The sequence below is a fragment of the Kocuria sp. TGY1127_2 genome (assembly GCF_013394385.1).
Taxonomy (GTDB): domain Bacteria; phylum Actinomycetota; class Actinomycetes; order Actinomycetales; family Micrococcaceae; genus Rothia.
Genome location: NZ_AP022834.1, coordinates 747,030 through 770,469, shown reverse-complemented (window position 1 = coordinate 770,469; position 23,440 = coordinate 747,030). Strand labels below are relative to the sequence as shown.

At 61.9% G+C, this 23,440-nt stretch carries 20 protein-coding genes; 14 read left to right on the top strand and 6 right to left on the bottom strand.

Features of this window, described 5'->3' with window-relative positions:
* Window positions 1-14: 14 nt before the first annotated feature.
* Entirely contained in the window at window positions 15-1,349 is a 1,335-nt protein-coding gene (locus sake_RS03425; RefSeq protein ID WP_129359164.1) for a geranylgeranyl reductase family protein, read from the bottom strand.
* Between the two features lie 4 nt (window positions 1,350-1,353).
* Window positions 1,354-2,055, bottom strand: coding sequence for a demethylmenaquinone methyltransferase (locus tag sake_RS03420; RefSeq protein ID WP_178945456.1), 702 nt, complete (start codon window positions 2,053-2,055; stop codon window positions 1,354-1,356).
* A 110-nt stretch (window positions 2,056-2,165) separates the two neighbouring features.
* On the opposite strand from sake_RS03420, the gene sake_RS03415 reads away from it, so the two are divergent.
* From sake_RS03415 to sake_RS03400, 4 genes are all read left to right on the top strand, one after another.
* Window positions 2,166-2,858 carry a TetR/AcrR family transcriptional regulator gene (locus sake_RS03415; protein WP_129359160.1) on the top strand — a complete coding sequence of 231 codons (693 nt, stop codon included), beginning with the start codon at window positions 2,166-2,168 and terminating at the stop codon, window positions 2,856-2,858.
* Window positions 2,839-5,370, top strand: coding sequence for an MMPL family transporter (locus tag sake_RS03410; protein ID WP_178945455.1), 2,532 nt, complete (start codon window positions 2,839-2,841; stop codon window positions 5,368-5,370). Before sake_RS03415 ends, sake_RS03410 begins: the two co-directional genes overlap by 20 nt.
* Before the next feature lie 70 nt (window positions 5,371-5,440).
* Window positions 5,441-6,166 carry a TetR/AcrR family transcriptional regulator gene (locus sake_RS03405; RefSeq protein ID WP_165000944.1) on the top strand — a complete coding sequence of 242 codons (726 nt, stop codon included), beginning with the start codon at window positions 5,441-5,443 and terminating at the stop codon, window positions 6,164-6,166.
* A gap of 29 nt (window positions 6,167-6,195) precedes the next feature.
* Window positions 6,196-8,685 carry an MMPL family transporter gene (locus sake_RS03400; protein ID WP_178945454.1) on the top strand — a complete coding sequence of 830 codons (2,490 nt, stop codon included), beginning with the start codon at window positions 6,196-6,198 and terminating at the stop codon, window positions 8,683-8,685.
* A 98-nt stretch (window positions 8,686-8,783) separates the two neighbouring features.
* Here the strand turns inward: sake_RS03400 and menD are convergent, their stop codons facing one another.
* A complete protein-coding gene (gene menD / locus sake_RS03395) occupies window positions 8,784-10,553 on the bottom strand; it encodes a 2-succinyl-5-enolpyruvyl-6-hydroxy-3-cyclohexene-1-carboxylic-acid synthase (protein WP_178945453.1) in 1,770 nt (589 codons plus the stop codon).
* Between the two features lie 107 nt (window positions 10,554-10,660).
* Here menD and sake_RS03390 point away from each other — a divergent pair, with 107 nt between their 5' ends.
* The 7 genes from sake_RS03390 to sake_RS03360 all read left to right on the top strand — a co-directional run bounded on the left by sake_RS03390 (window position 10,661) and on the right by sake_RS03360 (window position 17,796).
* Window positions 10,661-11,722 carry an iron ABC transporter permease gene (locus sake_RS03390; RefSeq protein ID WP_129359149.1) on the top strand — a complete coding sequence of 354 codons (1,062 nt, stop codon included), beginning with the start codon at window positions 10,661-10,663 and terminating at the stop codon, window positions 11,720-11,722.
* Entirely contained in the window at window positions 11,719-12,549 is an 831-nt protein-coding gene (locus sake_RS03385; RefSeq protein WP_178945452.1) for an ABC transporter ATP-binding protein, read from the top strand. Before sake_RS03390 ends, sake_RS03385 begins: the two co-directional genes overlap by 4 nt.
* Before the next feature lie 73 nt (window positions 12,550-12,622).
* Window positions 12,623-13,657: an ABC transporter substrate-binding protein gene (locus tag sake_RS03380; protein ID WP_129359145.1), complete on the top strand. Its 1,035-nt coding sequence runs from the start codon at window positions 12,623-12,625 to the stop codon at window positions 13,655-13,657.
* Window positions 13,654-14,472, top strand: a complete 819-nt coding sequence (locus sake_RS03375; protein ID WP_129359143.1) for a Rossmann-like domain-containing protein — start codon at window positions 13,654-13,656, stop codon at window positions 14,470-14,472. Before sake_RS03380 ends, sake_RS03375 begins: the two co-directional genes overlap by 4 nt.
* 20 nt (window positions 14,473-14,492) lie before the next feature.
* Complete coding sequence (locus sake_RS03370; RefSeq protein ID WP_129359141.1) at window positions 14,493-15,740, top strand: MFS transporter; 1,248 nt, start codon at window positions 14,493-14,495, stop codon at window positions 15,738-15,740.
* Complete coding sequence (locus sake_RS03365; protein ID WP_165000943.1) at window positions 15,737-16,735, top strand: hypothetical protein; 999 nt, start codon at window positions 15,737-15,739, stop codon at window positions 16,733-16,735. Before sake_RS03370 ends, sake_RS03365 begins: the two co-directional genes overlap by 4 nt.
* Window positions 16,732-17,796 carry a pyridoxal-phosphate dependent enzyme gene (locus sake_RS03360; RefSeq protein WP_238147550.1) on the top strand — a complete coding sequence of 355 codons (1,065 nt, stop codon included), beginning with the start codon at window positions 16,732-16,734 and terminating at the stop codon, window positions 17,794-17,796. The genes sake_RS03365 and sake_RS03360 overlap by 4 nt, the downstream gene beginning before the upstream one ends.
* Here sake_RS03360 and sake_RS03355 read toward each other — a convergent pair.
* Together sake_RS03355 and sake_RS03350 are read right to left on the bottom strand one after the other, a co-directional pair.
* Window positions 17,780-18,199, bottom strand: coding sequence for a GNAT family N-acetyltransferase (locus tag sake_RS03355; RefSeq protein ID WP_178945451.1), 420 nt, complete (start codon window positions 18,197-18,199; stop codon window positions 17,780-17,782). The genes sake_RS03360 and sake_RS03355 overlap by 17 nt on opposite strands.
* 1 nt (window position 18,200) lies before the next feature.
* Entirely contained in the window at window positions 18,201-19,241 is a 1,041-nt protein-coding gene (locus tag sake_RS03350; RefSeq protein ID WP_129359135.1) for an o-succinylbenzoate synthase, read from the bottom strand.
* Window positions 19,242-19,392: 151 nt separating this feature from the next.
* Between sake_RS03350 and sake_RS03345 the strand changes: the two genes are divergently transcribed.
* The gene (locus tag sake_RS03345) at window positions 19,393-20,334 is read left to right on the top strand and encodes a phosphatase PAP2 family protein (protein ID WP_165000942.1); all 942 of its coding nucleotides are present in this window, start codon (window positions 19,393-19,395) and stop codon (window positions 20,332-20,334) included.
* A 78-nt stretch (window positions 20,335-20,412) separates the two neighbouring features.
* Here the strand turns inward: sake_RS03345 and sake_RS03340 are convergent, their stop codons facing one another.
* Window positions 20,413-21,399 (bottom strand): MBL fold metallo-hydrolase, encoded by a 987-nt coding sequence (locus sake_RS03340; RefSeq protein ID WP_243155734.1) that lies wholly within the window; start codon window positions 21,397-21,399, stop codon window positions 20,413-20,415.
* A 26-nt stretch (window positions 21,400-21,425) separates the two neighbouring features.
* Between sake_RS03340 and gluQRS the strand changes: the two genes are divergently transcribed.
* Together gluQRS and sake_RS03330 are read left to right on the top strand one after the other, a co-directional pair.
* Complete coding sequence (gluQRS, locus tag sake_RS03335) at window positions 21,426-22,394, top strand: tRNA glutamyl-Q(34) synthetase GluQRS (RefSeq protein WP_129359129.1); 969 nt, start codon at window positions 21,426-21,428, stop codon at window positions 22,392-22,394.
* On the top strand, window positions 22,381-23,325 hold the full coding sequence (locus tag sake_RS03330) for a DMT family transporter (RefSeq protein WP_178945450.1): 945 nt from the start codon (window positions 22,381-22,383) through the stop codon (window positions 23,323-23,325). The genes gluQRS and sake_RS03330 overlap by 14 nt, the downstream gene beginning before the upstream one ends.
* The last annotated feature ends 115 nt before the right edge of the window (window positions 23,326-23,440 follow it).

Below are 23,440 nucleotides of genomic sequence, written 5' to 3'. Positions count from 1 at the left end.
GCTGCGGGCGGGATTCACCGGGTCGATGTCGCCGGGGTCAGGGATTCCACAAGGTGAACCACCCTGTCTGCCAGATGCCGCGGATCCTGGGGGGTCAGATCCGCCATGACGTCCACGACGATTTTCATCAAGGCGGGCCATCGCATGCCCAGCGACACCGACGCCTTCATGAGCGCGGGATGACCTATCAACTCGGCACAAGCACGGCCCAAGGTGAAGTGCGAACCCCAGGTCTGGCGAATGATGTCCGGGTATCGGTTAAGGATCAGCTCTCGCTGCGCCGGACCGTTGGCCGTGGCTGCATCCTCGATGACCCCCGCGGCGATTCGAGCCGACTGCATCGCGTTGGCAATGCCTTCTCCGTTGAAAGGAGAGACCATGCCACCCGCATCGCCCAGGAGCATCAGCCCCGGGATATAGTGCGGGGTGCGATTGAAAGCCATGGGTAGCGCCGCCCCAAGGACCCGCCCCGCCCGGTGCTCCGGATCAAGGGTCCACTCATCGGGCATGGCGCCGGTCCAGTCCGAGAGAACTTGGCGGTAGTCCAATTTCCCGAATTGCTGGGAAGTGTTCAGGATGCCGAGACCTACATTCGCCGTGCCGTCGCCGACTCCGAAAATCCAGCCGTAGCCAGGAAGCAACTCGGGTTTGCCCGAGGACTCGCTGCGATCGCCTTCGAGTTCGAGCCAGCCCTCCATCCAGTCGAGATCGCCCAGGGGTGAGTCATAGTAAGCGCGAACGGCAACTCCCATGGGCCGGTCGTCACGCTTTGCGAGTCCGGCGGAGACTGCGGCCCGAGTCGAGTTGCCATCCGCAGCCAGCACGAGGTCCGCGTAGAACTCCCGCGTCTGGCTGGTTCGGCGTCCTCGCTCGTCGTGAAGCTGCGCTCGGATACCGACAATACGGTCCGGCTGGCTCAGAACGCCAGCGGAGACTCCTTCCGGAGCCGACTCCAGTTCCTGGGCGCGAATAACCTCGTGGCCTGCGTGCCCTTCCAAGACGACGGCGCCAGCCGCACGAGCGTGCTCCGCGAGCTCTTCGTCGAAACCATAGCGTGTGCGAACCAGTCCGTAGCCGGGAATGTCGCCGGCAGATTCGAAGGGAACCTCAATGCTTCTGCCGGAAGCTCGCAGGCGCAGACCCTTCTGCAGGTGATAACCCTGCTCCGTGCCGTGCGGCAGCCCCATGAGGTCCATTTCCCGGACCGCGAGGGGCGTCAGCCCATCGCCACAGACCTTTTCCCGGGGAAACCGCGTCTTTTCGAGCACGGTCACCTCGTGACCTGCCTGCCCAAGCCAATATGCGGCCGTGGCCCCGGCAGGGCCCGACCCGACGACGAGTATCTTCATGTGCCTATGCCTTGAAACCCCTATGAAGCGCCACGATCCCACCGGTCAGGTTGCGATACTGAACCCCATGCCAGCCCGCTTCCGCGATGGCCGAGGCGAGCTGCTCCTGAGCCGGCCAATCGCGAATGGTCTCGGCCAGATAGGTATAGGACTCGGGGTTGGAAGAGAAGATGCTAGCGGCAGGGGGAAGCGCTCGCATCAAGTATTCCTGGTAGATCCTGCGGAACGGCGGCCACGTCGGCGTAGAGAATTCACAGATGACGAGCGTTCCGCCGGATTTGGTCACGCGATACAGTTCGCGGAGAGCTTTGGGGTATTCGGCGACGTTGCGCAAGCCAAACGACATCGTCACGGTATCGAATTCTTCATCTTCGAACGGCAGATCCGTGACGTCGGCACGGACAAAGTCGATCTCGGGATGACGGCGGCGTCCTTCGGCTAACATTCCCTCGGAAAGGTCCGCGGCGACGACGTCGAGCCCGGCCTCTGCATACGGAACGGATGAGGCGCCGGTGCCGGCCGCCATATCCAGGATTCGCTGACCGGGTGCAGGCTCTGCGGCTTTGACCGTGGCCTTTCTCCAGCCACGGTCCTGCCCCAAGGAGAGCAGTGTGTTCATGAGGTCGTATTTCGGCGCGACCCCGTCGAACATCGCGGAGACTTCCTCGGACTTCTTATCAAGATCAGCTCGGTTCACGCTGTCCATTCTGTCAGACGGCAGCGCGCCCCAGAACCGGGTCTGTGGAAATGAGCCGCAATACATAATGTGGCTTCGTTTCATTGCACCCAGTGCACCGACTCTTCTAAGCTCATCCCATGTCTATCGTCCCGCCGCGCGTTCAACCTGCCTCGACCCGTGGCGCCACGCAAGATCGTCGGAGCCTGGTGCGCGAGCAGAACCGACACGCGATCGCCGCGGCGGCCGCCGCGCTCGTTCGTCGCGAAGGGCCGCAGAGCCTGAACGTGGATGAGCTCGCTGCACGGGCGGGGGTTTCTCGCAGGACAGTGTTCAATCATTTCTCCTCGATCGAAGAAGCTGCGTTCGCCCAGATCAATGACGACTTCGATCGGCTCGCGGATGGGTTCCGGATCGGCCCGGGGCACAACGAGGAATCCATGACCTCTCATGTCACCCACGCCTTCACCGAATTCGTGCTGCGGCCCGAAGTACTTGAGAACATACGGGAGAGCGTCAGCACTGCCAGCCAGATGGTGAACTACCAGGGACTGGCGACGTGGGGACAGTCCTCGATGCAACGCATGATCAACCGTTTGATCGAGATCGTTCGCGGGGCATATCCATCTGTTCCGGTCATGCGGGTCCACATCCTCTGCCGGGTACTGCTCGACACCATCTGCGTGGCACTGCACGAAGCGCTCGGCGATGACGGCCTGGGCTCGACGACCGTCGAGACGCAGGACAAGGTCCGCGAAGCTCTCGACTACCTGACGACCATTTCATTCGATTCCGTCCTGAAGGGACCTGCCCATGGCATCGCTGCTTTATAAGATCGGACGCTTCTGTGCCCGAAAGGCCTGGCTCGTGCTTGTGGTGTGGCTCGTTGCCCTCGCTGCCGCGGGCGGCAGCTTCGCCGCTTACGGCGGCCAGCTCAGCAACGCCTTTTCCCTGCCCGGTTCGGAAACGGAGCGGTTGCAGAACCTCTTGAAGGACAAAGTCCCCGATGCCAGCCACGGCATGGGACAGGCCGTCGTCTCGACCAAAGATGGCAAACCTTTCACAGAGTCGCAGAAATCCGAGCTGGCGGACGCATTGTCGGATGCGGGCAAGGTCGACGGCGTCGCGTCGACGACCGATCCCTTCCAGACACAGAGCTCGCTCAAGGATTCGAAGTCCCAGCTCGACGATGCAGCCCGCAAGATTGAGGGCGCATGGCGGCAATTGGGCGACGGACAGAAGCAACTCGACGACGGGTACCAGCAGCTGAGCCAGGGGCAGACAAAACTGGACGAGGCCGCGAAACAAGCCTCTGGGGCACCTGATCCGGGGTCCGCCCAGGGGCAATTGGAATCGGAACAGCAGAAGCTGGATGATCAGCGCAAAACCTTGGACGGCAAGAAGGACGAACTCGACAAGAGCCGAGATCAGCTCCGGGACCAGCAGCGTGAGTATGACCGCAATCTGAAACTCTTCAAGCTATCCGAATCGGCGGCCATGGTTTCCACGGACGGGTCGACCGCCATCGCATCGATTTCCTTCGACGAAACCGAACAGAACATCAGCCAAGAAACCAAGGATTCGCTGCGACAAACCATCGATGATGCCGGGATCCGGGGCGTAGATATCAACTACAGCCAGTCCATCGCCCAGGATTTGGGCGCTTTGGCCGGGCCCTCGGAGATCATCGGCGTCGTGATTGCGCTCGTGGTCCTGCTGATCATGCTGGGGACCATCATTGCCGCGGGTCTCCCCCTCGTCACGGCACTGATCGGTGTGGGCATCGGTGTCCTGATCACCATGGCCCTATCCTCGGTCATCGAGATCCAGCAGATCACACCGATGCTCGGGCTCATGTTGGGGCTTGCCGTCGGAATCGACTACTCCCTGTTCATCCTCAACCGGCACCGAGTCAACCTTCGGCAGGGTCACGCACTCTCCCAATCCATCGCCTTGGCCAATGGAACCAGCGGAAATGCCGTGGTGTTCGCGGGCACGACGGTCATTGTCGCTTTGCTGGCCCTGAACGTCGTCGGAATTCCATTCCTGGGCATCATGGGCACGACCGCAGCCATGTGCGTGCTGATCGCGGTTCTGGTGTCCGTGACGCTAACCCCTGCCCTTCTGGGGATCATCAAATTGCATGTCCTGAACAAGAACGAGAGGGCCACCTACAACGGGCATGCCGGCAAACACGTTCACCTCAAACGGCTCGACGAGCCGCGCGGCTGGGCCAAAACGGTCACGCGCCACCCCGTTCTCGTCATCTTGGGCGCTATTGTCGTGCTCGGAATCATTGCGATACCCACCGCCTCAATGCGACTCGGCCTCCCGGACGCCTCGACTGAGTCCGTGGATTCGACCGACTACAAGGCGTACAAGCAGGTTGAGGACAAATTCGGCGCCGGGGCCAATGGCACCATTCTCGTGGTGGCCGAACTGCCGTCGGACACAGATCAGACCGCCGCACAAGATCTTCAGATCAAGCTGGCCGAGAAGATCCAAGATCAAGACGACGTCAAAACCGTGGTCCCGGGTCCCATCGCAGAGGATGAATCCGTGGAAGTCTTCCAGGTAACGCCTGACGAAGGACCCGCCGCCGAATCCACCGAGAAGCTCGTCAACAGTTTGCGCGACCTCTCCTCGGACACCGAGGCCCAGGACCATGTCACATTGGGCGTGACCGGCCAAACCGGGGGAAACATCGACATTTCCCAGATCCTGTCGAAAGCACTTCCGGGGTACATCGGAATCGTGCTCGGCCTGTCGTTCCTGATCATGGTGTTGGTCTTCCGATCGATTCTGGTTCCTCTCATTGCGACACTTGGTTTCCTGTTCTCTCTGTTGGCATCGTTCGGCGGCGTCGTCGCGATCTACCAGTGGGGTTGGCTCGGGCAGATTTTCCAGGTCCACGATGCTTCGATCGTGCTTTCGTTCCTGCCGACCCTGGCGGTGGGAATCCTGTTCGGGCTGGCCATGGACTACCAGATGTTCCTGGTCTCCGGAATGCGCGAGGCATATGCCCACGGAGCACCTGCTCGCAAGGCTGTCATCATGGGATACAACCAATCAGCTCGAGTTGTGGTGGCGGCGGCGATCATCATGTTCAGCGTGTTCGGCGGGTTCGTCTTCTCCGAACTGACCATGATCCGCCCCATCGGCTTCGGCTTGGCCTTCGGCGTACTCCTCGATGCCTTTGTGATTCGCATGACCCTGATCCCCGCAGCGATGCATCTGCTCGGCGAAGCGGCGTGGTGGATGCCTCGCTGGCTCGAGAAGATCCTGCCGAATGTCGACGTCGAGGGCGCTTCCCTCGAACGGAAGACCCAAGAAGACCAGCAGTAGCGATTGGACGTGCCCAAGGACACACGAGGACTCGTTGATCCTCAAAAGAATTTGCAATTACTGTAAATACATGAGTACTTCGACCCTGCCGACCGGTGACCGCCGCCATGCTCGGCGTGAGGCCACTCGCAAGGCGATTCTCGATGCCGCGGAGACCATCGTGCTCGAGGATGGGTTCGAGGCGCTCAAATCACGGACGCTGGCCGAGCGGGCTGGGATCTCCGAAAGGTCCCTCTTCAACCATTTCCCCAACCTTCACGATGTCATTCTGGCCAGAGTCAGCTCGTACCTCGTCCGGCTCCTGGACGAACCGAGCATTCCTGCGAGGTTGTCCGCGCACGAAATTCCCGAGGCGCTGGATCGGAAGTTCCGCGAGAGCTTCGATCGCCCCGGTGCCGACGAACTATTCGCAAGATTCTTGGCGCTGAGCATGCGACTAAGCCCGGACATGCTCGACATGTTGGGCCAACACATCCTGCGGACTCTGGCCAGCGTCGCCGAACAGCTCATGGAAGCCCTCGCCGAGAACTACCCCTCCCTGGATTTCGAACAGGGCGTCAAAATCCAGATGTATGTCTTCAACCTGACCACGGGCATAGCCTTCGGTCTCCTCCACGGCGTCAACCGGTTGGGCATCCTGGATGCCAGCCGATCCGGGCCGTGCTCAACGGGCAAGGCCCGTGTCACTCAAACCATTCAGGGAGCCGAGGCAATCGATCTGCTCACCCTGGAAGTCCTGCGCGAAGACCTCAACTGGGCCTTCGCGCAGGTGGCCAATGGCCGCCCTCGCATCTGACACTGAACCATCAACCATCGAGAGAAGTCATGGCAAAACTCCTATACCGTATCGGCGGATTCGCCGCGCGCAAGGCATGGGTGATCATCAGTCTGTGGATTGTGATCCTCCTGGCTTTGGGCGGGTCATACGCCGCGTTCAAAGGGGATCTGAGCTCCAACGTCACGATCCCTGGCACCAAGTCCCAACAGCTCCAAGACGAGCTGAGTGACAAATTCGACCTCAATGCGAACGCCGGTTCGGGCCAGGCAGTCGTCAAGACCGCAGACGGCTCCGCGATTTCCGACGAGCAGAAGCAAACCCTCGCCAGCGCTCTCCAGAAGGTCGGGAAGGTCGACGGCGTCGAGTCGACGACCAACCCGTTCGACGAGCAGAAGCAGATCGACCAGGGCAAGGCTCAGCTCCAACAAGCCGCCCCGCAGATCGAAGACGGCCAGAAGAAACTCGACGACGGTCAAAAGCAGATCGACGAAGCTCGCTCGAAGCTCAAATCTTCCAACGCGCCGTCAGATGCCTATAAGGAGATTGACGACAAGCAGAAGGAACTGGACGCACAGAAGTCACAATTCGAGCAGAAGAAGACCGAGTTCGACCAGAACAAGGCCAAAATCGACATGTCGAGCCAGTACTCCTCCGTCTCGGACAACGAGTCGGCGGCCCTGGCCAGCATCAGCTTCAAGGATGAGATCAACTCGGTCTCTCCAGACACGCTTTCCGAGGTGCGTTCGGACCTTGCCGACGCCGTTCTCAAGGGCCTCGACGTCCAATTCGATCAAAATCTCGAGGGCCAGCCCGATATGAAGCCCACCGCCGAAATCATCGGCGTCATCGTGGCCTTCATCATCCTGCTCATCATGATGGGCACATTCATCGCCGCCGGACTTCCGATTCTCATGGCCCTCGTCGGCGTGGGCGCGGCCATGCTCGGCACGTTCTCGCTATCGGGCGTCGTCGAAATGAACTCCACGACGCCGGCCCTCGGATCGATGCTGGGTCTCGCGGTCGGCATCGACTACTCACTGTTCATCATCAACAGACACCGCAACAACCTGGTGCGAGGCATGGGCATCAAGGACTCGGTTGCGCTGGCGACGGGCACCAGCGGCAACGCGGTGGTCTTCGCCGGCACCACAGTCATCATCGCCTTGCTCGCGCTCAACGTGGTAGGGATTCCGTTCCTGTCCGTGATGGGCAATGTCGCCGCGGCGTCGGTCCTGTTGGCCGTCGTGGTGGCCGTGACTCTGACGCCGGCCATGCTCGGGCTCATCGGCCGAAGGATCATTACCAAGAAGCGGTGGCAGACGATACAGCGACGTGCACGGCTCAGGGAGAATGCCCAGAGCGAGAACCTGGTCGGTGACGGGCAACTTCAGGACCGTGCCCATAAGGCGCATCTGGAACACGAGTCCTCGCCGCACGGGTGGCTGAAATTCGTCACCAAGCGTCCCATCGTCACCGCCATCGTCTCCGCCCTGGTGCTGATCATCATCGCCATCCCGATGACTCAGATCCGACTGGGACTGCCCGATGCCACGAGCTCCAGCCCTGATTCCGGCGCCTACAAGAGTTACAAGACCATCGAGGAGCAGTTCGGTGCGGGCCGGAACAGCACCATGGTCGCGGCCGCTCAGCTTCCGGAGGGAACCACCGAGGATCAGGCCAAGCAATTGCAGATCGACGTCGGACAGGATCTGCAGAAGCAGGACGATGTGGAGACCGTGGTGCCCGCCGCAATCTCCAAGGACAACAGCATGGTCATGTACCAGATCGTTCCGAAGGACGGACCCAGCGACGTCTCGACCAATGATTTGGTAAACGACCTGCGTGACCTCAAGGTCCACACCGACGACGGAGACGTGACCTTCGGCGTGGCGGGGCAGACAGCGATGAACATCGACATCTCCGAGAAGCTGTTCAAGGTGCTGCCCATTTACCTGGCCATCGTCTTGGGCCTCTCGCTTCTCGTGCTGATCCTGGTCTTCCGTTCAATCCTCGTACCGCTGACGGCGACCCTAGGGTTCCTGTTCTCGCTCTTGGCTTCGTTCGGCGCGACGGTCGCGGTGTTCCAGTGGGGCTGGCTCGGATCCCTGTTCGGGGTCACCGACCCCGGCCCGATCCTCAGTTTCCTGCCGATTCTTGCGGTTGGCATCCTGTTCGGACTCGCCATGGATTACCAAGTCTTCCTGGTCTCGTCGATGCGCGAGGCGTACAGCCACGGGCGCGGAGGCAAGAAGTCGGTCATCATCGGCTTCAACCACAGCGCCAAGGTCGTCCTGGCAGCCGCACTGATCATGGCCGGGGTCTTCCTCGGCTTCGTCTTCAGCGGCGAAGCCATGATCGCCTCGATCGGCTTCTCACTGGCAGCGGGTGTGCTATTCGACGCTTTCGTGGTTCGCATGACGCTCATCCCCGCGCTCATGTACCTCATGGGCTCGAAGGCGTGGTGGTTGCCGCGTTGGGTCGACAAGATCCTGCCGGACGTCGACGTCGAGGGCGCTTCACTGGAGCGCAAGGACTAGGAGCGTTCGAGCCGGGTGCGGGGGCGTTTGCCTGTCGTGCGCGGGGTTATTCCCCTGCGTACGGCAGACAGACGCCCCCGTTGTCGTACGGCCCCGAATCAGACGCGCTCCTTCCAGAGGACGCGCTCGTCGGCAAGTCCCTCCCGTGTACCCCGGACCTCGATCAGGGTGATACCGCGAATCGGAGAAGACAGCGCGCACCTCAGCGCTTCGGCGTCGTCCGCGCGGACATAATGGTGATGATGCACGGCAGCAAGGCGTTCCAGGTCCGCCATCTGCGGTGTCCCGAAGAAACGTTCCACGGCCCCCGACCACCCCTCATCCCGGGCCACGTTGCCGTGCTCGAGGGTCGAAAAGATCCCGCCGCCCGCGTCGTTGAACACAATGATCTGTAGGTCGGGCACGGTTTCCCCCGGCCCGATGAGCAACGATCCGGAATCGTGAAGGAGCGTCAGGTCTCCCAGGAGGAGGCGGACCGGTCCTTGCTCGGCCAGCGCGATGCCGCTTGCCGTTGCCACTGTGCCGTCGATGCCGGCAAGCCCGCGGTTCGCGTAGACTGCCGCTTCACGGTCCACAGTCTCGTCGATGGGGGCAAGGTCGAGATCACGGATGAGGTTGGATGACCCGCAGACGAGGGTTATCCCGTCCTTGTCGGTCGCTTCCCTCACCAATCGAGCAACGCCAGGCCCGTTGAGAACGCCGTTGCGGGCTTCGGCCTGTGAGAAGAGACCGTTGAGGGACCGGTCGAGGCGACGATCTTCACTTCTCCACTGTTCGAGCCAGGAGGCAGCGCATCGACCCGCGAAATTCCGGGCGTCCTCGAGGGTCTGTACAGGACGTTCTGGACGCCGATCGGGGCGGGCCCACGCCACGGGACGAGGCAGATAAATGATCGACTCGATGTCCTGGCGATGGAGAAGACTGTCCACAGACCGGGACAAGGTCGGGCGCCCGAAGAGGACCACACGCTCAATGAGTTTCCCGAGTTTTCCGTCAAGGAGCAATTGGTATGTGCCCAGAGCATTCGGACCGCCCCGGGCGCCCGAGGAGGGTTCTGCCAGCAACGGGGCTCCCACAGTTTCCGCAAAACGCCTGGCAATGGGGCCGGCTCCGTCTCCTGCGACCACTACTGTGCGCTGGGTGGGCCCTTCCCGTGCCCCATCCGCTGCATCCTCGGCGAGGACGTCGAGGACCGTGCGGTCAACGAGCCGGGGTGCCACCGGGGTGCGCACATCTGCCAATGACGAAGCCCACGCACGCAAGGTTTCGCGCATCCTCGCGTCCGGAGCCAACGGAGCATCGAAGGCGACGTTGATGTGCGCCGGCCCGAGCGGCCTAGGCGACGCATCCTCCCAGGATTCGGGGTCGCGCCCGGTCAGCGCGGCGAGGCAATCGGTGAATGCAACCGTCTGCTCCCCCGGCTCCGGTTCTGGGTAGGACGTGAGGTCGGCCCAGGCGCGCACGTGAGTGCCGTAGAGACCCGGTTGCCACGTGGTCTGGTTGGCACCGGTATCGCGTAGCCGCGGCGGGCGATCCGCGGAAAGAACCGCAAGAGGGACTTCGGAATGGTTTGCTTCCATCACGGCCGGCAACAATTCGCCGACCGCGGTACCCGAGGTCGTCACGACGCCGACCGGCCGTCCCGTGGCTTTGGCCAGACCGAGCCCCGTAAACGCGGCAGACCTCTCATCGATTCGGACATGAACCTCAACAATCCCGGCCTCCGAGGCGGCAGCGAGGGCATACGCCAGGGGTGCAGACCGGGACCCGGGAGCCAGAACTACCTGCCGCATACCGGACCGAAAAAGAGAGTCCAGCACGGAAACCGCGGTAAAAAACGCGTCCGGCTGGGAGTCTGAAGAAGTCATCAAAATTATTTTACGCCGGACCGTCTCACATGAAGCAGGCGTCGACTCAGGAGATCGCGTGGGGACGCTTTGGGATTTTAGATGAGAATGATTATCATTTACTTCTGATGAATCCTTCACTCGCCAGAATCACTCCACGACGCCAAGTGCTGCTGGCCTTCGGGCTGGCGGCCGTGCTCCTCGTATCGGTACTGCTCGCCATCTCGTGGGGCGCCGCCTCGATACCCTTGGACCGTACGACGGCCCACTTGTGGGCGGCCGTCACCGGCGGGACCATCGACTCCGCCGACGTAACTGATTACACGGTCGTCATCGACATTCGCACGCCGAGGGCAATCATGGCAGCGGTCGTCGGTGCAGGACTGAGCGCTCTGGGGATTGCCGCACAGTCCATGGTGCGCAATCCGCTCGCGGATCCCTTTATTCTGGGCATCTCTTCCGGTGCCTCGGTCGGTGCCAGCGCCGTGGTGTCCTGGGGACTACTTTCGGGGCTCGGGGTGTACGCGCTGTCCTCGGCGGCATTTGCCGGCGCATTGGCAGCATCGTTCCTTGTCTACGGGCTGTCGAGATCGTCGGGAGGTATTGCACCTGTACGGCTGATCCTGACCGGCGTCGTTCTGTCTTTCGGATTCCAGGCCCTGATGTCCGCGATCGTCTTCTTCGATGCCAAGGGCGACGCCGCCCGAACAGTGATGTTCTGGATGCTCGGTTCTTTGGGCGGGGCAACGTGGAGTCAGCTTCCGCTGGCCGGGGTCGTCACATGCGGGTGCATTGTCTACCTTTGGCACCGCGCCCCTGATTTGGATGCCCTGTCCATGGGCGACGGCTCGTCCGCGAGCCTCGGCGTCGATCCGGAGGCACTCAGGCGTCGGCTCTTCTTCCTGACCGTTCTCGGAACGGCGACCTTGGTCTCGGTCGCCGGAACCATAGGCTTCGTCGGATTGGTCATCCCTCACCTGACACGGATCGTGCTCGGTCCCGCGCACCGGACCGCTGTGGTCCTGGCGCCCTTGTTCGGGGCCGTGTTCATGGTCTGGGTCGATCTGATCAGCCGCATCGCCGTGCCTCCGCGTGAGCTCCCCCTCGGCGTGGTCACGGCGCTCATCGGCGTGCCGGTATTCATCATTCTCATTCGCCGTCGAGGTTACGTCTTTGGAGGATCGCGATGAATGCTCGGATCGGTCTCAGCCTTCAGGACGTGACGATCGCAGTCGCGGGCATCGAGGTGGTGCACGAGGTTTCGCTCGGTATCGGCCCGGGTTCGGTCGTCGGTCTGGTTGGTCCCAATGGTTGCGGGAAATCGACTCTGCTCAAAGCGCTTTACCGCGCCCTGCAACCCTGCCACGGTGCGATTCTTGTCAACGGCACTGATCTGGCGGGACTGCCCTTCAAGAAGTCCGCCTCGCTCATCGCAGCCCTCCCGCAGGAAGAGCGCGGAGAACTCGACTTCACGGTCGCCGAGGTCGTTTCCCTGGGTTCCCTCGCCAACCCGACGGCAACTCGTGAAGGAGGCAATCAGGCGGTCGAGAGCGCGATGGCCCGCACTGGTGTTGCGGAATTCGCCCACAGAAGTTTCCTGGATCTTTCTGGCGGCGAGCGCCAGAGGACCCTGCTCGCCCGCGCCCTGGCCCAGGAGACCCCGTATTTGCTTCTCGACGAACCGACCAATCACCTGGATCTGAGACACCAGGTCGATCTGGTCCGGGATTTGAGGAGCCACGCTCATTCCACGGAAAGCGCCGACGCCCCTGATGATGATGCGTCCTCGCCGTCCGACGAGACGAGGAGACCCAGCGTCGTCATGGCCCTTCACGATCTCAATCTCGCCGCCAGCTCATGCGATCGAATCATCGTGATGGACCGTGGCCGCATTGTCGCCGACGGTCCGCCCGCCGAAACGTTGGATCCGGACCTCGTCGAGAAGGTCTACAAGGTTCGTCCCATGGTGACGGCCCGTCCGGATACCGGGGCACCCTATTTTCTGTTTCCAATGTAATGCTGCCGCCCTCCTGAACACCCCGCGGCTGCACCACATGAATATTTCGATCAACCGACCAGAGGAGAACCCTATGAATCGCACCCCGACGCCGTCCAAACGCAGGCCCACCCGCTGGCGACACTCCGGAACGCTGTGTTCGGCCGGACTCGTGGGCATCTTGCTTCTCTCCGGTTGCGGAGCCTCAGTCCGGGAGGATTCATCCGATGCCTCAGAGAGGACCATATCCAACTGCGGTCAGTCGGCTACCTACCCCACGCCGCAGAAACCGGTCGCCTACGATGTATCCGCGATCGAGAAAATGTTCTCGCTGGGACTTGCCGATAGGATGCGCGGAATCGTCATGCCAAAGACGATCAGCAGCGTCGTCGACAAGTCCCCCTACCGTGATGACTATTCCAAAGTCGAAACCATCTCGGACACGGTTCTGGGACAGGAAACGTTGGTCAGCGCCAAGGCCGATTGGGTGTTCGCAGGTTGGCAGGCCGGATTCAGCGAGGAGCGCGGGGTAACGCCCGACTCTTTGGCGAAAGTGGGCATCCAGTCGTACATGCAGAACGAGACGTGCTTCAACTACAAAGGCGACCGGTCCAACCCAGAACCGTTGGAAGCCACCAACCAGGACCTCAAGGATCTCGGAAAGATTTTCGGGGTCGAGGACCGCGCCGAGAAGTTGGTCTCGGACCTGAACCAGCGCAAGGACAAACTCAAGGATGCACCCCGTCCGGAAAATCCGAGTCGGGTCTTCATCTACGATTCCGGGACCACCGAGCCATACACCGCGGGGCGTCGGACTGCCGCCAATTCGATCGTGGACCTGGCCGGTGCCCACTCCGTCACTTCTGATCTGGATGCCCGCTGGGACACCGTGGGCTGGGAATCGATTGTTACCGCGAACCCGCAGGCGATTGTCGTCGTTGACTACAACAAACAACCGGTCGAGGAGAAGATCAAGTACCTCAAGGAACAGTCTCCGGTCAGGGACTCTCCTGCCGTCAAGCACGACAACATTTATGTGATGGATTACGGCGAGGCCGTGGCCAGTCCTCGAAATATCGAGGCGGCCGAGAAATTGTCCGAGTACCTGAACGGAAGGGGTCTGCGATGAGCCTCGTCAGTCCAAACGAAATTCTCTCGACCGAGGACGTCATTCGAAAGGCAGCCGCTCAGGAAGACCACGCCGCGGCTCCTGCCGTCGCCCGAAGCGTTTTCTATGTGCAGCACGGCACGCGTCTGGCCGCCGGAGAACAGCTCTATCGAAATCAATACGTACTCGTCCGGGTCGACGGCGCGTTCGGGGCCTGTGCTTTCGAGGCCGGGGAACTCGGCCCGGAAATTTCCGAGCTGTCCGGCAGCCCGGTGCGAGAACTGCTCGAACACGGCTCGGCCCCGATTCGATTGGCGGCACTCGACGCGTGGCTTGCCGCCCGAAACCCGCATCGCGACGATGCGAGGGCGCGGCTCGTCCGGCTTCCCACGGGCACTCCCGACGAACGGGCCGCCGCACGCGACCACGCGGTGGCAAGTCTGCTCGACATAACCGCGGGCGATCGGGTCGCGCTGATCGGCGTGGTCAACCCCTTGATCGCCGCGATCAGGCAGCGCGGCGGAGAGCCACTGCCCTGCGATTACGGAATGCGAACCACGCAGTGGGGAGATCCTGTGAGCCGTGACATGGAAGAGGTTCTGGACCGGGCAGATGCGGTCATCGCCACGGGAATGACCTTGGGAAACGGGAGCTTCGATCGCATTCGAAACAGGTGCGTGGAGCGTCGGATCCCGCTCGCGGTCTACGCCCAATCGGGATCCGCAGTGGCCAGAGAGTTCTTGGGATGCGGGGTTTCGGCCCTGAGTGCCGAGCACTTCCCCTTCTCGCAGTTCAGCGCCGAGGAAACCCCTCTCTACGTGTACAAGGCGCTATGACAGAGGACCGAGGAGCACACATGCACCACGAGCACCCGACCGATTCCGATGCAACACTGACTGACCGAGCGATCGTGGCCAGGATCTGGCCGCTTCTGGGCGCGTGCGCCCTCGGACTAGTCCCTTTCACCGTTTATTCCAATTTTCTCGTCGAGATCACCCGGGACAGCGGTCACCACGCGACCCTGATGGGGAGTCTGCGCGGTGTAGGGGGCGTCGCCGCACTCCTCGTCGGGCTGACGTGCGCGCCTCTTCTGGACCGTATCTCCCGGCGCATGGCCACGATCGTCTCATTGGTCCTATTGGCGTCGGCCTGTTTGGTCGGGATCATCGGCTCGCCCTGGGCTTGGGTAATCTTCTGCCTGTTCGTCGGAGCGGGCACCTCGATCCTCAATCCGGCAGCCTCCGCAATGGCCGCCGACCGGTTCCGCGACGAGGCGACATCTGGACGGGCCGCAACGCAGGTCTCGTCCGTCATGACCTTGACTGCGGTGTTGTCGGCACCCCTTCTGGCAGTCCCGGCCGCGTGGTGGGGCTGGCGAGGAGACCTCGTCGCCACGTCGTTGCTCTGCCTCGCACTGGCGTGGTCCCTGAAGTCGGGGATCGGTTCCACGTTGGAAGACCGGTCCCCGAGACAGGAGGGCCTGCACACCGGTTACGTGCAATCGCTCAAGATAGCCGTCGGGCTGCCTTGCATTCCGGCGTTGCTGACAGCTTCGATGTTGCGGACGGCGGCCTTCATGGGGCAGCTCGCCTACCTGGCCGTCCTGTACAACGAGCGCTTCCAGGTTGGCCCAGGGCTCTTTTCCTTGGTCTGGACGCTCTCCGGGTTGGCATTCTTCCTCGGTAACTGGTTCGGCGGTGTCGCGCTGCGCAAAATCTCCAATTCGGTCATGACCGCGTGGATCGGCGCGATCGCTGCGGCACTCGGAACCGCGGCAATCATGTGGCTGTTCGGGACCCATCACGTGGCTTCGGCCCTGGGCGCCACAACGCTCTTGGGGGCGTCCCATGCGGTTCTGGCCGCCACGGTGACAACCCTGCTTGTACGCCAATCAGGAAGTCACCGTGGGACGGTCCTCGGGCTCAATGGTGCGGGCCAAAGCCTCGGAGTATGCATCGGAGCCTCGATTGCAGGGCTGGGCCTGGCCCTCTCCGGTTGGAACGGCGCGGGGATTGCCTTGGGGGCGGTGACGGCGTGTGCAGCCGTTGCGGCGGCCAGGGCCGCGTGGCATCTTCGCGCAGTCCGCGAAGGAGCGAATCCATGATTGATCCTCTCCTGCCTCACAGCGGGTCTTCTGCCAAGCTTCCCGCGCCTCGCCGGGAACATGCCTCCGTCTCGGCCCCCGAAGTCGATCCCACGCTGATCACCGGCCGGGGATCGTGCATAGGGCACCACGGCGAATTGCTCCAAGGAAGCTTCTGGGACCGATCCCGCGGCAAGTACGTTCCCGGCCTGCTGACCCTTCCGTTACCCAGCAGGCGGGCCTACGCGACCTTTCGCCCCCGGGATTCTCAGGCCGGTGTCCGTGTGCAGGGCGCCCATTCGAAATCGGCGAAAGCAGCCGAACTGACCTTGGAACTGTGTTCCCGGCGAGGCCTCAACCGGCCTACGGGCGGGCATTTGCACCTAAGCAGTGACATCCATCGAGGTTGGGGAATGGGCTCTTCGACGGCCGACGTCGTGGCAACGATTCGTGCTGTCTGCGATTGTTGCGGCCTGGTGCTGGACGAAAAGGAGGTCAGCGCGATCGCTGTGCGTGCCGAAACGGCTTCCGACCCCCTGGCCTTCGACACCACGCCGGTGCTCTTCGCACAGCGCGACGCTCACGTCCTGCAACGGTGGGAGCAACCGCTGCCGCCTCTGTGGTTGGTCGGGTGCAGACTCGACGTCGAACCGATCGACACGGTTTCCATGGGACCCACACGGTATTCGACCTCTGAACGAACCGAATTCGATCGTCTACGGGGCCTCTTGGATCGGGCCGTTCGCCGGCGTGATCCCAAGGCCCTGGGGAGGATTGCGACGCGCTCGGCACTCATCAACCAAAGGCATCTGCCCAAACCCCATCTCGGGCGGGTGCTGGATATCTGCGGTCGGACGGGTGGTGTGGGAGTCCAGATCGCACACAGCGGGAACGTCTGTTCCATCATGTACGACGCCACCGACCCCGGCGTCGCGTCGCGCGCCTTCGAAGCCCGCCGAGAACTCACCGACTTAAGCTTGCCGACAACCATCCACGAACTTTGGGAGAATCCGTGATCGACGAGGCGTCACCGAACAATGCCGACATTCCCCGAGCGATATCGAGGCACGCGGGTCAGTCGTTGGGTGCCCCCGACCTGATCGAGCTGGCGCCCCAGTTGTTCGCTCTGCGATTCGAGGTGATGAAGGCACGCTCGGCCCGTGCGGCTCTGGGTCGTCTCATGCAAGACGGCACGATCCGGGCCGGTTCGACGGTCATCGACTCGTCGAGCGGCATCTACGCGTACGCCTTGGCTCTCGCATGTCACGAGCTCGGAGTGCACTGTTACATCGTCGGTTCGACCACGATCGACGAAACTCTGCGCATACAGCTTGACCTCCTGGGGGCCGAACTCGAGCAGATGCCTCCTTCCGAATCATTGCGGGCCGACCAACACCGCCGTGTATCGCGAGTCCAGGAGCTGGTCAGCGCTCATCCTGAGTGGCACTGGATGCGCCAGTACCACGACGCGGTTCATTACCTCGGGTATGAACCTGTCGCTTCTGCTTCGGGCCGCCTCCTGCTCGAGAGAGGTTATCGGTCCGTTGATCTCGTCGCTCCCGTGGGTTCGGGGGTTTCCAGCGGTTCGCTCGCCCTCGGTCTGGCATCGTCGGGGCTCGATGTGCGACTCGTCGGTGTTCAGCCCTTCGGCTCGGTCACTTTCGGCTCGGAAGGAGTCGAAGATCCGGACATGCTCATCGCCGGGATCGGCAGTTCAATCGAATTCGAAAACGTCCGACATGATATGTATCACTCGATCCATTGGATCTCGTACGAGGTGGGACGGTCGGGCACCATATCTCTCTGCCGGGAGCATGCGCTCTTCGCGGGACTCAGCTCGGGAGCGGCTTACGCAGTGGCGCGCTACCTCACGCAGCATGAGGATCCTCAGGAGCGTTGCGTTCTGATGACGTGCCCGGATACGGGACATCGCTATCTCAAGGGAGTCTACGACAACGCCGCGAAAGTTCGGGAGGTCTCCACCTACGAACCTCACCGCCTGGTCTCGCCCGGAGAACGACCGAGGCTTCCGTGGTCGTCGGTTCTTTGGGGAGGCAAAGTCAGTCCCGTGGAATGACCATCCCCATCGATTGGGGCATCGCGTCTCTGAACCCCATGCTGTAATACAGCGCGCGCCCTGGTTTGTCCGCCATCAAGGTGATGTACGGGTCAGCCGGGGCGTGCTGTCGAATTCTTCGGATCAAAGAAGAGATCACTTCCCGACCGATGCCCCTGCCCTGGTGGTTGGGCAGCGTCGCCATATCGGCGATGTGGAAGTACCATCCGCCGTCGCCCAGGACCCTGCCCATGGCCACAACCTCCTCCGATTCCACGTGCCTCACGTGCGCCCAGGCCCACGAACCGGTCAGTGCCGGAGCAGCCTGTTCCGGGGTCTTCGGAGACAGTCCCGCTTCCGCTCTCAAACGCACGTAGTCCTCGAGGTCAGGCGCATCCCCGATCAGACGGTAGTCCTCTCGCATCTCATTCCTCCTCGCCATTGGGTTGCCTCCGGACGTGTCCGGTCTTCTCGGCCAACCGGGCGTAATTGTCTCGGAGCCGGCCCATCCACCAGTCGCGTCGGTGTCCGGGGGCTCGGAATTCTTCGAGTCGTGCCGGGTCGGGGGCTACTCGTCGGACCGGCAGATAGCCGTCCTCGGGAATCAACGGCTCATTCGTCAGGTCACCGGCGAGCAGGGAAGCCGTTCCCAAACCACAAGCGTGCTCCAGCTCAGGAATCGAAGCCGCGAGCGCAAGACCCGCACTCATTCCGACCGACGTCTCCAGGGCCGAGCTGACAACAGCCGGAAGACCGGCGTCGCGGATGATGCCCAGTGCATTGCGCGGACCGCCCAGCGGCGCGGCCTTGACCACGATCAAATCCGCTGCCCCCTCTTCCGCGACCCTTAACGGGTCCGATTCTTTGCGCACGGATTCGTCCGCCGCGATCCGCACGCCAAGACCTTCGCGAGCAATCGCCTGGCGCAATCTCGCGAGGCCGTCGATCGTGGGCACGGGTTGTTCAATGTATGCAGGAGCGAATTCAGCGAGCGCTCGGAGGGCATCCAACGCGGATTCGTGGTTCCATCCGCCATTCGCATCCATCTTCAGAACGGCCCCAGGAACGGCTCGTTGGACCGCACGCACTCGGGCGACATCGTCGTCAAGTGACTGTCCTTGCTCGGCCACTTTGATTTTGACTTCACGCACTTGACCGCGAGACCGAGAGAGTACCTCGGGGACGCGTTCCGGCCCGATGGCGGGAACGGTTGCATTGACAGGTACCTTGTCCCGGCGCGCGGCGGGGAATGGTTCCCATGCGGACTCTATGGCGGATGCCAGCCAGCGGGAAGCCTCGGTCGGTCCGTACTCCAGAAAAGGACAGAATTCGCCCCAGCCTTCCGGCCCTTGGAAAAGCAGAGCTTCCCGGTGATCGACGCCGCGGAACCGCACGTTGAGCGGCACGGAAACTACCGTTGCGGTGTCTTCCAATTGTTCAAGGCTGGGCCAGTCTCGCTCGGTCATGTCTCCACTGTGCACCTTTTCCTCGCGCAAGACTATGCAATGACATGGCGCTCAGGAAACGTTCAGGGAAATTCCGACGAATGGGCAGGTGATACTGGCATCCTGAACTGAAATGGGGTGGATTGATGAGCAGAAAGGGGGCCCGAGCCGTATGAGTACCGAGCCAACGCGAGAATTGGGCAACGGCCCTGAACGCGATTGGCCGTCGACGCATCGGAGACCGTTTCAGCCGCCAACTTTCGGAATCGTCGTCAAACACCTGGTCGTGATCGCGGTCATGATCGCAGGTTTGTGCGCAACGATCTGGACTTTCCTCTACAGCTATTCGGGCCAGTGGATCGACCAAACCGCACTCTCGGAAGTCAGCAACAACTTCCGCCAGTACAGCAAAGGTTCCGACGATCTTCTCAATGCACTTCCAGTGATCTCCGGAGTGCTAGCGGTGATCGGCATCGTCCTGGTTCTCGTGCGCCGGCACAGATTCCTTCCGGCGTTGATCGGCCTCCTGATGGCGGTCGGCGCAAATGCCACGACGCAAGTTCTGAAATCTTTGATCCTGGACAAGCCCGATTTGGGGGTCCAGGAAGCGACCATGAATTCTCTGCCTTCGGGTCACACGACGTTCGCCGCCGCGGCCGGGGCCGCGCTTTTCCTTGCCGCACCCAAGAAGTGGCGGCCGTTCCTCTCGCTGATCATGTTCCTGTTCGGCACGCTCACCGGCGTTGCGACTGTCATCAATGAGTGGCACCGGCCAGCCGATGTGGTGGCCGCGCTCTTCGTGGTGGGCACGTGGACCGGACTCGGCCTGCTGGTTCTGCGATTCATCCCGGCCGAGGACCACGACACATCGAGTACACGCCACACGGGGATGCTCATCATCCCCCTGATGGTCATCTCCGGCCTCTTCCTGGCTTTTTGTGCGATGGCTACCTACATGATCGCCACCCAGCAGCACTTCACAGGAGCTGCCCTCTTGGGAAGCTTGTGTCTGATCTTTTCCGTGGGCTTGCTGACCACCGCGCTAAACGTTTGGCTCCTGCGCCGCAAGCAGCCCGCGGACGAACGTCCGTATACCAAGGTCTGGACCTACTAGAGGCATGTTCCTGCAGACAACATGACGAAAAAGCGGCGGGCGCTGTACCCGCCGCTTTTTTGTCATGGAAGATCAAACCTACTGGGCGTGCTCTCCCGTGGTGATGGGACCGGTAACTCCGGTGGGTGTGTCCTCCACGGACAGGTCCTCGCCCATCATTCCCTTTTCCTCCAGCCATGCCAGCCGGTCCAGGAGGATACGCGTGACCCCGGCATCGTACGGCAGCTTGTACATGGCCGCCGTAGTCGGGCCGGCATCCGGGTTGGAGGTCGAAGCCGCGATGCGATCGATCGCCTCACGCATGGTCTCCGACTGGCGCTGCACGAATGTTCGTTCGACCGGGGTGCCGTGCCCGGGAACGAATACGTGGTACCGGTCCAGTCCGGCAACGGTTGCCAGGGTTTGGACCCATACCTCGGGGAAAGAATCGTCGAATGCGGGGTCCGCGCCCTGTTCGACGATGTCGCCCGTGAAGAGGATTTCGTCCACCCCCGCCAGGACATCGTTGTCGGTGTGCCCCAAGCCCAGGTAGAACAGCGTCACGGCGCGGTCTCCGAGATCGACGCGCGTGAAAGAAGCACGACCGCCATCCCCTGGGAGTAAACGCGTCGGCGGGACGATATCCGTGTTGGGACCCTGGTGATGAGCCATCTCCGGCTCGAGAGTCTCTACATAACCGCGCTGACGGTCCGCGTAACGTTCCATTGCCCTTTCCGCATTCGGATGGGCCCAGAAATCGGTAGCTCCGTCCGCCGCGAAAACGGCATTTCCGAAGAAGTGGTCATAATGCGCGTGCGTGTTGACGACCACGAAGGGAAGGTCCGTGATTTTGCGGGCAGCACGGAAGATTTCTGCGCCTTGCCGCGGTCCGGCACCAGTATCGATGACCATGGCCTTGTCCGCGCCAAGGATCAATCCGGTGTTCAAACGGTAGTCATCCGTCATGATGACATAGATCCCGTCGGCAATTTCCTGTGTTCGAGCCATATACACACGGTACTTGATCCGAAGTGATTCGCGGGGCATCCCGGCGGGGAAACTCGTCAGCCCAACGCGATCGCCCACTTGCTCCTTCTCGTTACTATGGGAGCATGTTCACCCCATCCGACCAGCACATTTCCGCCCAAGGAGCGGGGCGTTACGCACCGTCGCCTTCCGGAGATTTGCATCTCGGCAATCTCCGGACCGCCCTTTACGCGTGGCTCTTTGCGCGGTCAACCGGTCGCCGCTTCGTCCTGCGCGTCGAAGACCTGGATCGCGTGCAAGAAGGCTCCGCGCGGCGCCAGTTGGACGATCTCGCGTCCCTCGGCATCGATTGGGATGATGAGCCGCTCGTGCAGTCGAAGCGCACCCATGCCTATGACGTGGCTGTAAGTGAACTTCGTGCCAGGGGTTTGGTCTACGAATGCTTCTGTACTCGTCGGGAGATCCAGGAAGCGGCCTCGGCGCCCCACGGGGCTCCGGGCGCCTACCCCGGAACCTGTAGGCAACTGACGGACGAGCAACGAGCCGAAAAAGCCCTGTTCCGGCCCGCAGCCTTGCGCCTCCGAGCCGAGGCCAGCGACTGGACGGTATGCGACCTCTTCGCCGGTCGGTACACGGACACCGTCGACGACATGGTGCTTGTTCGCAACGACGGGCGGGCGGCATACAATCTCGCGGTGGTGGTCGATGATGCGCATCAGGGAATCGACCAGGTCGTCAGAGGGGACGACCTTCTTTCATCGACGCCTCGGCAGTCCTATCTTGCTCATTTGCTGGGCCTCGACGAGATCGTATACGCACATGTTCCGCTCGCCCTCAACCGCGACGGCAAGCGACTGGCCAAACGCGACGGCGCCGTCACGATGGCCAGACTTCGGGATGCGGGTCTTTCCTCCGCCGATATCGCGCGGATGATCGCCCAGTCAATGCCGCTCCGACCCGTACGCGGCTCCACCGGTCCACACCTGCCGGAAACCGCGCAGCAGATGCTCGAGGTCTTCTCGCCGGATGCGATATCCCATGATCCCTGGACTGTCCTCGATCCCTTGATGGAGTCTTCCTGTGCCGCTTGTTGACCGCATCTCACCCCGTCACAAAGGCACCACGGCGTTGCTCGCGGTGCTCGTGGGTTCAACCGGCATCCAGATCACAGCCGCTGTCGCTTCGACACTCTTCGAAAAATTCAACCCCGTTTCGGTCTCGGGTCTGCGCATGACGACGGCCGCGGTCGTTCTCCTGCTGATCGCGCGACCACGCTTCTGGCGGTTCACCCGGAAAGACTGGCTCTCGGTCCTGGCCTACGGGGTCGTCTCATCCTTGATGAATGTTTTCTTCTACCTCGCGGTCGATCGCATTCCGCTGGGCGTCGCCGTCACCATCGAATACCTGGGCGCATTTACCGTGGCCATGATGGGTGTCCGCAAGATCAAGGACGGCTTATTCGCGCTCGGAGCCCTCGCCGGTGTGGTTCTCATCGCAGGTCCGACTTTCGGCAACACCGATTTGCTGGGCTACGTCTTCGCCTTCATGGCCGCCGCGTCCATGACCGGATACACACTCCTGTCGGGAAAGATCGGCAACGGTACCGAGGCGACCTCCGGGATCCGCGGGCTGTCGGTGTCCATCGCTATCGGAGCGATCCTATGGTCGCCCGCCACCGCGCTCGCGGTGCCGAGAATGAATCTGGGGGATTGGGGCATCGCAATATTCATCGGTGCCGTGGGGCTTGCATTGGCTTTCTCGTGCGATGCCTTCGCAGCGACGCTCACCAATCCTGCCGTTGTGGGCGTATTCTTCTCCCTGGACCCGGTGGTTTCCTCGCTGGTCGGTCTTGTGCTGCTCGGTGAGCTACTGGCCGTTCCGGCCTACGTGGGTATCGCGCTGATCGTCGTTTCGGGCGCCGCCGTGACCTGGCGCGCCAACCGCTCCGCGGCGATGATCACGACGCATACCGAAGCCCTCCAGGTCCTGCATACCTCTCAAATGCCCAAGGCTCCCCGGAAATAACACCGACGCCCGTACCGAAATACCGTGCGCTCATCTATCTCATATTTAATATAATCCCTGTGATCTGGCATACTAAACGATTCAAAGTCTGCCCCGAATACCTTGGGGGCGGATT